Below are 12,932 nucleotides of genomic sequence, written 5' to 3'. Positions count from 1 at the left end.
AATCCTGTGGACTTCACCGCTGGCCAGATTCGTCCTCAGCAGACGGTCGTTATCCGTCCACATGAGGGTGTGCTGTTGCCGCGAGGGTTGTGCGGCAACGTGCTGAGCGTCATCGTCTGGCTGCGCTGGGGCACAATGCAATAAGGCACAGCGGAAGAAATCATGAAAGGGGTTGCACATTAGCGCACTTCACGAGATGTTAGCCCTGGTCAGGGCGGCAATGCGCAGAACGTGATCAAGTGGCCCATCGTTTGTATGCTGCTCTTTGGCAAAGTGGTGATAGGAGGCTCCGTGTCTGACACGGACGGATCGGCCCTGTTGAGGCGGAGGATCGGCCGCAAGATGGCAGCCCTCCGCAAAGAGACCGGCATGAGCCAGGAGCGAGCCGCCGTGCTCCTCCAGCGCAGCCCCGCGACCATCCACCGCATCGAAGCCGGCGACCCTCGCGTGAAGTTCCGCGACATCGAGATCAAGGCGATGTGCGAGCTGTACGAGGCCAGCGCCGAAGACCGCGCCGAACTGCTCGCCCTGGGCGGCGAAACCCGTACCAAGGGTGCGAGCGCCTGGTGGCACGACTACACCAACACCCGCCTACCCAGCTGGTTCGGCCTGTTCGTAAGGCTGCAAAGCAGTGCCGAACGCATTCGCGAGTACGTACCAGAGGCCGTACCCGGACTTCTTCAGACCCGCGAATACGCCAAGGAAGTGACGGGCGTACCTCATGGCCTCATCGACGCGCAGGAGGTGGAGCGGCAGGTCGACTTTCGGATGGAGCGTCAACGCCTGCTCGCCAGCCCTCGCCCACCGCACCTGTCGGTCGTGCTCAGCGAGGCGGTGATCCGTCGAGCCGTCGGCGGGCCGCAGGTCATGGCGGCCCAACTCCAGCATCTGCTCGATGTCAGCCGGTCGCCGAGTGTGACGATCAGGATCCTTCCGTTCGAGGCCGGCGTGCACGGTGCAATGACCTCCGCGTTCACCGTCCTGGAATTCCCGGCCATGCCCGGCACCACGGAGCCGCTTGAACCTCCGCTGGTCTACGTCGACAGCCTCACCGGTGCGCTCTACCTCGACAAAGGGACCGAGGTCGCCGCCTACAACCTGGCCTGGAACGACGTGACCTCACGAGCACTCGACGAGAAGTCGTCGAGGACCCTTATCACCGCAACGATGGAGGCATTCACTCGTGGCTGACACGACGACTGTCAAGTGGCGCAAGAGCAGCCGCAGCGGCAACCAGGGCAACTGCGTCGAGGTCGCCGACGCGCTGCCCGGTGGCGGCGTCGGCGTCCGCGACAGCAAGGACCCCAACGGCCCCGTACTGACCTTTTCCCCCAGCTCCTGGGCCGCCTTCACCACCACCCCACCCACCCCCACCCGATAAGCCAACGCAACCCACCCCTGAACCGATGGGGGCCGCTACCCCAGCGGCCCCCATCAGTGCTCCCATCGATGCCCACCCCACACCAGAACACCAAAACCGAGACACACTCCAACATGGCAAAACGGAACAAAAATCCACAGCACCACGCCATGCGGCCACACCCCGCCCAGGCGCCAGGGAGTGTCAAGTTAACGGCTGATCTTGGTTGTTGAGGTGGTCAGTGGTTGGCCGGGGTGAGCCGGCCTTCGAAGGCGATCTGGAAGGCGTTCAGAGGTGCCTTCCAGCGCATGGTCCAGCGCCGGCGGCCCGCGCCGGTCGGGTCGAGGCTCATCAAGGCCATGTAGACGCACTTGAGTGCGGCTTGCTCGTTCGGGAAGTGGCCACGAGCTCGCACGGCCTTGCGGATACGGGCGTTGACCGACTCGATCGCGTTCGTGGAGCAGATGACCTTGCGGATCTCGACGTCGAAGGCGAGGAACGGTACGAACTCCGCCCAGGCGTTCTCCCACAGCTTCACGATCGCCGGATACTTACGGCCCCACGCCTCGGCGAACTCGAGGAACCGCTCGGTGGCGGCGTCCTCGGTCGGTGCGGTGTAGACCGGCCGCAGCGCTTTGGCGATCTTGTCCCAGTCCTGCCGGGCGGCGTAGCGGAACGAGTTGCGCAGCAGATGCACCACACACGTCTGCACGATTGTGCGCGGCCAGACCGTCTCCACCGCCTCCGGCAGTCCCTTGAGCCCGTCACAGACCAGCATGAGCACGTCGGCCACGCCGCGGTTCTTCAACTCGGTGAGCACGTGCAGCCAGTGCTTGGCGCCCTCGCCGCCGTCACCGGCCCAGATACCGAGGATGTCACGGTGGCCGTCGACGGTGACCGCCATGGCCAGGTAGATCGGCCGGTTCGCGACCTGCCCGTCCCTGATCTTGACGTTGATGGCATCGATGAACACGACCGGATACACCCGGTCCAGGGGCCGGTTCTGCCACTCCGCCATGCCGTCCATGACCTTGTCCGTGATCGTGGAGATGGTCTGCTTGGACACCTCAGCGCCGTAGACCTCGGCCAGGTGCGCGGCGATCTCCCCGTGGGTCAGGCCCTTAGCAGACAGCGACAGCACCATGTCGTCGACACCGGTCAGGCGCCGCTGCCGCTTACGCACGATCTGCGGCTCGAACGTCCCCGCCGCGTCGCGTGGGACCCGCACCTCGACCGGCCCGACGTCGGTGAGCACCGTCTTGGTCCGGCTGCCGTTACGGGTGTTCCCGCTACCCCGACCCGCCGAGTCATGCCTGTCGTAGCCGACGTGGTCGGTGATCTCCCCGTCCAACGCCGATTCGAGGACCCGCTTCGTCAACTGCTGCAGCAGCCCGCCCTCGCCGGTCAGCTTCAGCCCGTCCCCACGAGCCCGATCGACCAGCATCGCGATCAACTGCTCATCCGTGACCGCACCCACCGGCCCCACGGCCGGCTGTCCCACGGTGGCCTCGGTCGTCATCTGGCGTCTCTCCCTTGATCGGTCAATCAGCCGTTATTTGTACAGTCCCAGGCGCCAGTCAAGATCTTGGACACTGAGCCTTTCCGAGTAACGGTTGGTGGCGTTGGGTGATCATGTTGTGCGGGCGTGGTCGATGTGGAGCAGGACCAGGGCTGCAGCGGTGATCCGGCCGATGCTCCAGGGGCACAGGCTGACGTTGCGTAATGCTTTGAAGGTGGTCTTGAGCAGGGAGTTCCCGCGTTCGCCGATGGCGCGGACTGCGTTGTGGGCCTTGTTGAATTGCTGCTGCATGTCGGTGCAGGCACCGTTGCGTGGCTTCTTGAACGCCACTGTGATCGTGTCGGCTTCGCCTTCGTAGCCGAGATCACCGAGGAGCCGTAGGTCGCCGTCGGTCCAGGTGCGCAGCAGCGGCCCGATGCCGTGCTCGCGTAGGGCGGTGGTGTCGTGTTCACGCCCCGGGCGTACCGGTGAGGTCCACAGCGGCCATCCGTCCGGAGCGGTGATGACCTGCACGTTCCCGCCGTGGTTGTCATGCTTTCCCGACCACCACAGATCCACCCCGGGTGTCGGCCCGGGGGTGCGGCACCGGTCGGTCTCGATCAGCGTGCCGTCAATATTGACGTGGCCGTAGCCGGCCATCTTCGCGGCCAGCAACACCGAGTGCAGGCCGGGGGCTTGGGCGGCGAGCACGGTGATGCCCTCATGCAGGTACGTGTACGCGGTCGACCGGCTGATCTTGTTGTCGGCGGCCAGTTGCGAGATGCGGGTGCCGTCGATCAACCAGCGGATCACCAAGACGGCCTGCTTGAAGCAGCCCAACGACCGGGTCCCGGCGCGGGTGCCGAGCCGTTGCCGTTGCGCGTGCAGGAGGCCGGACAGGAACGACACGGTCGCCTCGCGTACGGGCAGGACGGCGGTGTATGTGACACTCATAGCGACGCAGAACCTCGATGACGGTGATCCCGGGAAGGACCACCTTCATACCGGGGCTCTGCGTCTTTCCGTTGCACCGCAACGGATCCGGGCGCGTCTGGGCCGTTGGTCGAGCAGCTACTCCAAGTCCTCACACCGTTACTCGGAAAGGCTCACTTACCGTTCGCACCGAACAGGAACTGTCCAAGATCTAGACCAAAAATGCCGCCGTAACGCCGAAGATCTCGCCCGACCCGCCGGAAGCCGCCACCGCCCGTCGAGATGTCGTCCGACGCCCGCTCATCGGCAACGACCGCACCCCCTCCTATCACGCACCGTAAACACCCGAACAGCGGCATGAGAGCGCGCTCGATCTTGACTCGGGTCTAACGCCGTCGGGTAACTCGGTCGCCGTGTGTTGCCAGGTCCGGCGACAATGCTCGCCGACGAGTCCATCGACGTGATGCGTCGCCTCCGGGTGCGTCACGACGAACAGGTTTCTCACCTGCCGCCAGGTACTTCGGTGCTGCTGTTCATCCGCACCGGCTACACGCAGAAGCGGCCGGTACGGGTCTCCGTCACCGTCTTTGCTGGCGACCGCAACCGGATCGTCAGCACCCACGGCGACCCGTCCATCATCGCCAAGTTCCGGCCCGAGGAAGCACCGAAATGATCATCGTTCCCGCCCGGCCACGCGACGTTGACATCATCATGAGCTGGCGACGTGAGCGGGTCGCCTGGCTTGCCGCTCAAGGCGAGGAGCAGTGGTCCATCCCGTTGCCCCGGTCCGCCGTGGCGTCGACCGTCTCGGCCGGGCAGACCTGGATGGTGTGGGACGGTGAAGAACCGATCGCCACGATCACGCTGACCGCCTATGTCGACGTGGACAACCTATGGAAGCCGGACCGAGACCCAGAGGCGCTGTGGCACCCGGAGGACGACCCGGCCGACGCGCTGTACGAGGCAAAAATGATGATCCCACTACGCCACTCCGGAACGTGTCAAGGGAATGAGGCCAACGGGAGTTAAGCGACCTGTGGCTTCGGCTCGGGTCTGTTGATCCAGACCTGGTCGGGCAGGTCGAGAATCTTGGGTAGGAGCCGGTCGGTGCCGAACCGTTCCGGGTGCGCGGCTCGTGCTGCGGCCAGGGTGTCCTCGCGGCCGCCGCGGACGCTGTGGTGCCGGCCGTGGTGGACCTCTGCCGGGGTGTGCAGGCCGATCCCGGAGTGCCGGTGAGCATTGTTGTACCAGGTCACGAAGTCGGTCATGAACGCCCGCGCGGCGGCGAGGGACGCGAACCGGTCGGGGAAGACCGGCGCGTACTTCAATGTCTTGAACCAGGCTTCGCTGTACGGATTGTCGTTGGAAACCTTCGGCCGCGAGTGTGACCGGGTCACGGTCAGGTCTTCGAGCAGGTCAGCAACCGATTTCGAGGTCATCGACGTGCCCCGGTCGGCGTGCACGACGTGCGGGACGCCGTGGATGTCGAACACCTTGCGCATCATGCTCTCGGCCAGAGGCCCCGATTCGCGGGAGTGGACCCGGACCCCGACGATGTACCGGGAGTAGATGTCGATCATCACGTAGGCGTCGAAGTAGGAGCCCTTCACCGGCCCTGCCAGCTTCGTGATGTCCCAGCTGAACACCTGCCGAGGTGCGTCGGCGACCAGTTCCGGACGCCGGCGGGCCGGGTGCCGTGCCAGCCGGCGGCGTTCCTTGACCTGCCGGTGTTCGCGCAGGACCCGGTACATCGTGGCGATCGAACCCACGTACACGCCCTGGTCCAACAACGCCGCGTAGATCTGCGCCGGAGCGGCATCGACGAACTGCGGGCTGTCCAGCAGCGTCAACACCCGCTGCCGCTCGGCTGGGCTGAGCGCGTTCGTCGGCACCGGCCGCGACACCCGTGTCGGGCTCGGCCGACGCCGGTCCCGGTCCGCGCTGGACCGGGCGATCCCGGTCATCGCGGCCGCGTCCCGGGTCGTGGCACCCGCACTGGTCAGCTGCTGGTAGGCGTCCATCAGCGTCTGCCGAGCCCGAACACGTCCGGACCGTCCGGCTCGCTCCTGGAGATGTCCTCCAAGAGCTCGCGCGCTTTTCCCATGATCTCCAACGCGGTCTCCGTCCGCGCCAACCGTGACTGCGTCCGCTCCAGTTCGCGCCGCAACCGGGCGATCTCCGCCTGCTCCGCCGACGGCCGCCCGACCGTCTCGCCAGCCGGTTTTCCCTGCAACAGCCCGGCGTCGCGGGCCCGGCGCCACTCCGACATCAACGACGAGTACAGGCCCTCGCGTCGCAGGAACGCCCCGCCCTCACCCGCCACGACGGCCTGCTCATACCCGGCCAGCAGTTCCAGCTTCTGCCCTGGAGTAAACGACCGGCGGGCCCTCGGCCCGTCCGAACGCGGACCCTTCTTGCGACTCATGACCCCATCCTGGGCCGTCACAACGTCAACAGCAGCATTCAACGTATCTCGATCCTGAACTCGCCCTGTCCGGCGGACTTGCAATGAGCCGCTGGCCTCAACTCACCCTGACAGACAGGGCTCCAACCAGAACCTCGGCGGCGAACCGGTAGTTGTCAAGTCAAATTGAGACGGTTTGTTCCTGCTGGGTTGGCTGGTTGATCCAGGCATGGTCGGGCAGTTTCGGTGCGAGTGGCCGGCGGTTGAACCGGTCCGGGTGAGCGGTGTGGGCGGCGTCGAGGGCGCGTTGGCGGTGCTCACGGACCTGCTCGGCGGTGCCGTAGTGCACCGACGCCGGGGTGTGCCAGCCGATCCCGGAATGCCGATGCTCGTGATTGTAGGCGGTGAAGAATCCGTCGCAGAAAGCTCTCGCGTCGGCGAGGGACCCGAACCGTTCCGGGAAGTCCGGCACATACTTCATCGTCTTGAACTGCGCCTCCGAGTACGGGTTGTCATTCGAGGTCCGGGGTCGGGAATGCGAACGCAGGACACCGAGGTCGACGAGCATCTCCGACACCGGCTTCGACACCATGGCACCACCACGGTCGGCGTGGATCGTGTGCGGCTCGATCCCGTTACGGCCGATCGCCTCGGCGAGGAAGTCACGGGCCACAATTCCGTCCTCTCCGGCCGCGACGAGCCACCCGACGACGTAGCGGGAGTAGATGTCGATGACGACGTAACACCGGTACCAGACGCCCTTGACGGGCCCCTTCAACGCGGTGATGTCCCAGGACCACACCTGACCGGGCCCGGTCGCGACCAGCTCCGGGCGCACCCGGGGGTGGATGGGTCGCCAGCCGGCGTCGTTCCCGGCTCTGCCCGGCCGCACGGGCGATGCGGTACATCGTGGACATGGAGCAGTGGTAGCGACCCACGTCGAGTTCCCGCGCCCACACCTGAGGGATCGCCAGGTCGGCGTAGGCCGGCGAGTTCAACACGGCCAGGACCCGGGCACGTTCGGCCGTGCTCAGCGTCCATGGTGGCGGGGTCCGGGGCAGCCACGGCCCGTGGCGCGGACCGACCGGTCGCGCCCGCCGGTAGTAGGTCGCCCGCGAGGTCCCGGTCAACGCGCACGCCCGCTGGACCGGGACGTCCGCGTCGCGCAGCTCGCCGAACACGGCGGTCAGGATCTCCTCGACGGGTTGTCGTTGTCCGCGCTCCCGGAGAGTTCTTCCAAGAGCGCGTGTGCTTTTCCCATGATGTCCAACGCCATACGGGTCTTCTTCAGATCCGCCTGCAGTTTCTCGTTCTGCCGACGCAGCTTCTCCAACTCGATCTGTTCGGCGGACTTCTTCACCCGTGGTGACCCGGCCCCGGTCGTGGCGGCACCCGTGGCGTCAGGGCCGGCGGGGCCGAGATGTCCGGTGTCGCGGGCCCGTGTCCACTCGATGATGTGCGACGAGTACAGGCCTTCCCGGCGCAGGATCGCGCCTTTCTCGCCGTTCGGGGCGTTCTCGTACTCGGCGACCATCGCGGGCTTGTACTCCGGGCTGAAGACCCGCCGCGACGGCTTCGGCGCCGGGTCGGCCCCGCTGCCGGACGTCGGCTGCTTGCCAGATGAGGTGGACACGTACACAAGGATCTCCGATCCCCGTCCTCAGGCCAGCACCCCACTCACACGGGGTGTCTCACACCATCCTGACCAAGAGGGGACAGGCCTCAATGAAGGGCAGCTCCGGTGGGAGCTGCGGCATGGTGCACAGCTACCCACCTATGTGGACACGCTGAGCCTCAATGAAGGGCAGCTCCGGTGGGAGCTGCGGCCCGCTTCGGGGCGGCGGCGCGGTCGGCCCACTCGGCGCCTCAATGAAGGGCAGCTCCGGTGGGAGCTGCGGCGGCGAACTCCTGCTGCGCACCCCCTACGCCGCCCGGCCTCAATGAAGGGCAGCTCCGGTGGGAGCTGCGGCGGCGTGCGATCGCCGGGTCGTGCCGCCACTCGTGGGTCAGGCCTCAATGAAGGGCAGCTCCGGTGGGAGCTGCGGCCGACCCCATGGCCTGCGGGTTGTCCGCCAGCTTCAGCGGGCCTCAATGAAGGGCAGCTCCGGTGGGAGCTGCGGCCGTGAACGCGCCCTTCAGCAGGCCGCCCACCACCACGCCTCAATGAAGGGCAGCTCCGGTGGGAGCTGCGGCATGGCGTTCCAGGCGGCGATCGCCCCGCGGACGGCGCCTCAATGAAGGGCAGCTCCGGTGGGAGCTGCGGCTGCGGGATCAGGTGGGCGAGCGGGCCGCCGACCATGCCTCAATGAAGGGCAGCTCCGGTGGGAGCTGCGGCCGCGTCGACCAGCTCCGGGCGCTCGGCCAGGTCCCGCGCGCCTCAATGAAGGGCAGCTCCGGTGGGAGCTGCGGCTGGTGCCCGACTCGGCTGTAACCGGCCTTGTCCGCCAGGCCTCAATGAAGGGCAGCTCCGGTGGGAGCTGCGGCGATGGCACAGGAGCGGGCAGGATGAGACGCCTCGGCCTCAATGAAGGGCAGCTCCGGTGGGAGCTGCGGCGCTCTGGTGGGTGCAGCAGCGCGCGGCGGCAGCTCGGCGCCTCAATGAAGGGCAGCTCCGGTGGGAGCTGCGGCCCTGCCCTCCCGCCTTGGGCGGCGCGCCCCGGTAGCCTCAATGAAGGGCAGCTCCGGTGGGAGCTGCGGCGGCGCACCCCGAGGGCACTCCCGAGCACACCGCGCCTCAATGAAGGGCAGCTCCGGTGGGAGCTGCGGCGGCGCACCCCGAGGGCACTCCCGAGCACACCGCGCCTCAATGAAGGGCAGCTCCGGTGGGAGCTGCGGCGGCGCACCCCGAGGGCACTCCCGAGCACACCGCGCCTCAATGAAGGGCAGCTCCGGTGGGAGCTGCGGCCCGGGAAACTGGCGACCGCTACCGGTCGGGATATCTCACGCCTCAATGAAGGGCAGCTCCGGTGGGAGCTGCGGCTGGGAAGTCGCATGACCTCAGGAGATCTGGCTATGGGCCTCAATGAAGGGCAGCTCCGGTGGGAGCTGCGGCACGACAGATCCTCCGACACCGGCTGACCGTCCCCGCCTCAATGAAGGGCAGCTCCGGTGGGAGCTGCGGCCCTGCTCGGCCGCGTGTCGGCCTCACCAGGCGAGTGCCTCAATGAAGGGCAGCTCCGGTGGGAGCTGCGGCCGCCGGCGCCTGGTCGACGACGGCGTGCACCGCGACGAGCCTCAATGAAGGGCAGCTCCGGTGGGAGCTGCGGCCGGCGCACTCACCTTCAGATCAAAGATGCCTGGGTGTGATGGCCTCAATGAAGGGCAGCTCCGGTGGGAGCTGCGGCTGTCGGTGGGCATTCTGCCGCCGGACTCCGAGGTCACGCCTCAATGAAGGGCAGCTCCGGTGGGAGCTGCGGCCTGCGTCGGAGGTTGTCGATGCCCCACGGCTGAGGGTGCCTCAATGAAGGGCAGCTCCGGTGGGAGCTGCGGCGCGATCCCGGGCTGACGCGGGGCTGAGTGACCCTCTTGCCTCAATGAAGGGCAGCTCCGGTGGGAGCTGCGGCCTACGGTCAGAATCAACAGCGGGAGCACAGCCCGGCCTCAATGAAGGGCAGCTCCGGTGGGAGCTGCGGCCTGGTGATCTTCGCTGACGGCAGCAACAACTTCGGCCTGCCTCAATGAAGGGCAGCTCCGGTGGGAGCTGCGGCCTGGCCCCGGTGATGCTGACCGCCAGAACAACGGCGCCTCAATGAAGGGCAGCTCCGGTGGGAGCTGCGGCTGGCAGTCGGCCAGGAACGCCATGACGTACGCCGGGGAGCCTCAATGAAGGGCAGCTCCGGTGGGAGCTGCGGCTTCGGCACGGACGCGATCCGGGCCGCCGCTATCTGGCCTCAATGAAGGGCAGCTCCGGTGGGAGCTGCGGCTCCGGGCCTGCTCCGGGTCCGCGATGCCCTCCCAGGCCATGCCTCAATGAAGGGCAGCTCCGGTGGGAGCTGCGGCGCGGTGACGCTGCCGCACACCGGCACGAACCGGCAGCCTCAATGAAGGGCAGCTCCGGTGGGAGCTGCGGCTCGCTTTGTTGCACCATGCGGGGACCTGAGCATAGGTGTTGCCTCAATGAAGGGCAGCTCCGGTGGGAGCTGCGGCGGGAGTGTCCTCGCGGTCAGGTGAAATGAACCGCTCAAAGCCTCAATGAAGGGCAGCTCCGGTGGGAGCTGCGGCCGAGTATCACGTAACTACTGCCGAAAACCTCACCAACAAGCCTCAATGAAGGGCAGCTCCGGTGGGAGCTGCGGCTTTGCCTAAGGATGGTGGCGCGTGGCGTCCATTCATGACAGGCCTCAATGAAGGGCAGCTCCGGTGGGAGCTGCGGCTCGATGGCAGCTCGGATCTCCAGATCGGTACTGCCACGCCTCAATGAAGGGCAGCTCCGGTGGGAGCTGCGGCACCGATCCGTGGCTCTCCCTCGACCCCACCACCGACGCCTCAATGAAGGGCAGCTCCGGTGGGAGCTGCGGCGTTGATGCGCTGGTGCTCATCCCACGTCCGCACGGCCAGGCCTCAATGAAGGGCAGCTCCGGTGGGAGCTGCGGCGCTTCGCGGGGCTGACGGAGCGCGGACGGGGGATCACGCCTCAATGAAGGGCAGCTCCGGTGGGAGCTGCGGCTCGGCGGAGATGTCCACCCACCCCTGGCCGCCGATGTGCCTCAATGAAGGGCAGCTCCGGTGGGAGCTGCGGCCGGCCCCGCGCCGGTGGATCCCGACACGCGACCCGTACGCGCCTCAATGAAGGGCAGCTCCGGTGGGAGCTGCGGCCTTCGAGAGGAATACGCCAGCGATGATGCCGACGAGCCTCAATGAAGGGCAGCTCCGGTGGGAGCTGCGGCACGGCACAGATCGTGGGCCAGGCGGAGCGGCTGGAGGAGCCTCAATGAAGGGCAGCTCCGGTGGGAGCTGCGGCTCGCCCATGCCCAGCGGGACCGTGGCCGCCGATGGGCCTCAATGAAGGGCAGCTCCGGTGGGAGCTGCGGCTCGCCCATGCCCAGCGGGACCGTGGCCGCCGATGGGCCTCAATGAAGGGCAGCTCCGGTGGGAGCTGCGGCCCGGGCCATTTCAGCCCCGGCCGATGAACTTCGGCACGCCTCAATGAAGGGCAGCTCCGGTGGGAGCTGCGGCTGGGTCAGGATTCTAGCCGCCCTGAGCTGTGTCTGAGCCGGTCCGCCGCGAAGGGTGCGCTTCCGGCGAGATCGAGTAGCGGCTCAAGGTTGCGATGCCGCCTATCTGGATGGCGTGTGAGCTGGGCTGACACCGTGGCGAGGGGTCCACGCTCAGCGGCGGGATGACGCAGCCTTCGCCGGTGGGTTCAGAGGATCGCTGGGCCGTGGCCGGTGATGCTGTGGTTGCGGGATCCCTTGATCGAATTGCATCAGAAGATCGTCGGTTACCGCCATCGTCCGGTTGGTGCTGGCACGCCGAACGCTCGTGGGGTGGAGTCGAGAGATTGGCCAACGACATCCTGGTCACGGGCTGAGCCGGTGCCCTTGATCGGCTGGCGACTGGTGCCGGTCAGTGGTGACGCATCCACGTCCGGATGATTGCACCTCTAATCGCGCGCTCGCCAGGATGGGTGCCGACTCCTCAGGTTAGGCAGACTGTTGGCTTTTTCTCTCTCGGAGATTCCCACTGATCGAGTGGTGTGGATCAAGCACCTTGAGCCGAACGACGTGGATCGAGCGGTGGCGGTTGCGCCGCCCGATGCTCCGGCGGTCATTTTCCAGCGGACAACGGGATCTTTGAGTCAGAGCGCGACAGTTACCTCCAGTTTGGACGAGATGGAGGCAGTAGCCGGTCAACTTTTTCCTGCCTGGCTTCCGGGAGCCGAAGGAATCACGACATCGGCCGGTGGCGCATTGGCCGCCGTCAGGTCACTCGCGATCGCGCATGCCGCCGGCACCGCGCAGTATGGTCCCTTCCTCGTCGACCTGGCCGTCGGCGCCCTGGCCGGGCCGGGGCCACACACGCGGCGGCATCAACCCGAGGTGCGGGCGCTCGGGCTGGCACGGGTCCTCGCGGCCGGCTTCGGGCGGCCGGTCTGCGCGTTGCTCCTGCGGCCGCCCGACAACCTCGACGAGGGCGGGACGCTGGCTCTGCTACGGGCAGCGCAATGGCTGGTCGACCACGGCCGGCTCGCCGTGTGGATCGGCGGCGGATCGCTGGCGCCGGGTGACTGGCTGCCGGAGGTCGTGGTGGCTCGCCCCATTCGGGAAGCCCCGGTCGCACGCTCCGGACCGGCTACCCGCAGCAGCGTTCGATCCGGCACGCCGGTCGAGGAGCGCTCCCGGCGGGGGCCGCCGACTGGCAGATCGCGTCGTGTCGGTCGTCCCGGCAAGCCACACCCGACGAGCCCCACAGAGGTGTTGCTGGAGACCGCTCTCGCTACGCGGTCGTGGGCGGCCGGCCGGGTGTGGAATCACACGGTCAGGCCGGGTCCGTTGGTCAACCCTGTTCGTGTCGATCTGTTGTGGAAACAGGAGCGGTGTGTCGTCGAGATCGACGGGGATGATCACAGGGCGGCGGGGAAGTACGCCGATGATCGGAATCGTGACGTGATGCTCCAACTCAACGGGTTCGCCGTTCTCCGCTTCACCAACACGCAAGTGATCCACGACATCGAGAACGTCCTTGCGCTTCTCCAGCAGTTTCTCGCCAATCGCAGGCGAGCCCGGAAAGGAAACTGA

General features: G+C 67.0%; 10 protein-coding genes and 1 CRISPR repeat array. Of the genes, 5 read left to right on the top strand and 5 right to left on the bottom strand.

Annotation, left to right across the window (positions count from 1 at the left end; translation table 11 throughout):
• The first annotated feature begins 291 nt into the window (after positions 1–291).
• Complete coding sequence (locus ACQPYA_RS11830; RefSeq protein WP_433532652.1) at positions 292–1,191, top strand: helix-turn-helix domain-containing protein; 900 nt, start codon at positions 292–294, stop codon at positions 1,189–1,191.
• A complete protein-coding gene (locus ACQPYA_RS11825) occupies positions 1,184–1,381 on the top strand; it encodes a DUF397 domain-containing protein (RefSeq protein ID WP_433532651.1) in 198 nt (65 codons plus the stop codon). The genes ACQPYA_RS11830 and ACQPYA_RS11825 overlap by 8 nt, the downstream gene beginning before the upstream one ends.
• Positions 1,382–1,598: 217 nt before the next feature.
• Here ACQPYA_RS11825 and ACQPYA_RS11820 read toward each other — a convergent pair whose 3' ends face one another.
• Both ACQPYA_RS11820 and ACQPYA_RS11815 read right to left on the bottom strand, forming a co-directional pair.
• Positions 1,599–2,804, bottom strand: a complete 1,206-nt coding sequence (locus tag ACQPYA_RS11820; protein WP_433533476.1) for an IS256 family transposase — start codon at positions 2,802–2,804, stop codon at positions 1,599–1,601.
• A gap of 186 nt (positions 2,805–2,990) precedes the next feature.
• Complete coding sequence (locus tag ACQPYA_RS11815; RefSeq protein WP_433531265.1) at positions 2,991–3,812, bottom strand: transposase family protein; 822 nt, start codon at positions 3,810–3,812, stop codon at positions 2,991–2,993.
• A gap of 415 nt (positions 3,813–4,227) precedes the next feature.
• On the opposite strand from ACQPYA_RS11815, the gene ACQPYA_RS11810 reads away from it, so the two are divergent.
• Both ACQPYA_RS11810 and ACQPYA_RS11805 read left to right on the top strand, forming a co-directional pair.
• Positions 4,228–4,464, top strand: coding sequence for a hypothetical protein (locus ACQPYA_RS11810; RefSeq protein WP_433532650.1), 237 nt, complete (start codon positions 4,228–4,230; stop codon positions 4,462–4,464).
• Positions 4,461–4,820 (top strand): hypothetical protein, encoded by a 360-nt coding sequence (locus tag ACQPYA_RS11805; RefSeq protein ID WP_433532649.1) that lies wholly within the window; start codon positions 4,461–4,463, stop codon positions 4,818–4,820. The genes ACQPYA_RS11810 and ACQPYA_RS11805 overlap by 4 nt, the downstream gene beginning before the upstream one ends.
• Here the strand turns inward: ACQPYA_RS11805 and ACQPYA_RS11800 are convergent.
• The 3 genes from ACQPYA_RS11800 to ACQPYA_RS11790 all read right to left on the bottom strand — a co-directional run bounded on the left by ACQPYA_RS11800 (position 4,817) and on the right by ACQPYA_RS11790 (position 7,834).
• A protein-coding gene (locus ACQPYA_RS11800) for an IS3 family transposase (protein WP_433532648.1) occupies positions 4,817–6,216 on the bottom strand; the annotation gives its coding sequence in 2 pieces (ribosomal slippage) (positions 4,817–5,883 and positions 5,883–6,216; 1,401 coding nt in all). The two genes, ACQPYA_RS11805 and ACQPYA_RS11800, sit on opposite strands and share 4 nt — an antisense overlap.
• A 160-nt stretch (positions 6,217–6,376) precedes the next feature.
• Entirely contained in the window at positions 6,377–7,087 is a 711-nt protein-coding gene (locus ACQPYA_RS11795) for a transposase (protein ID WP_433532647.1), read from the bottom strand.
• A gap of 294 nt (positions 7,088–7,381) precedes the next feature.
• The gene (locus ACQPYA_RS11790; protein WP_433532646.1) at positions 7,382–7,834 is read right to left on the bottom strand and encodes a hypothetical protein; all 453 of its coding nucleotides are present in this window, start codon (positions 7,832–7,834) and stop codon (positions 7,382–7,384) included.
• An 80-nt stretch (positions 7,835–7,914) separates the two neighbouring features.
• Positions 7,915–11,370: a CRISPR direct-repeat array (repeat unit 36 nt; unit sequence GCCTCAATGAAGGGCAGCTCCGGTGGGAGCTGCGGC).
• A gap of 515 nt (positions 11,371–11,885) precedes the next feature.
• Between ACQPYA_RS11790 and ACQPYA_RS11785 the strand changes: the two genes are divergently transcribed.
• Positions 11,886–12,932 carry an endonuclease domain-containing protein gene (locus ACQPYA_RS11785; protein ID WP_433532645.1) on the top strand — a complete coding sequence of 349 codons (1,047 nt, stop codon included), beginning with the start codon at positions 11,886–11,888 and terminating at the stop codon, positions 12,930–12,932.

Origin of the sequence: Micromonospora sp. CA-263727 (genome assembly GCF_050942455.1) — a bacterium.
Lineage (GTDB): Bacteria > Actinomycetota > Actinomycetes > Mycobacteriales > Micromonosporaceae > Micromonospora.
This window is presented reverse-complemented; position numbering and strand designations above follow the sequence as displayed.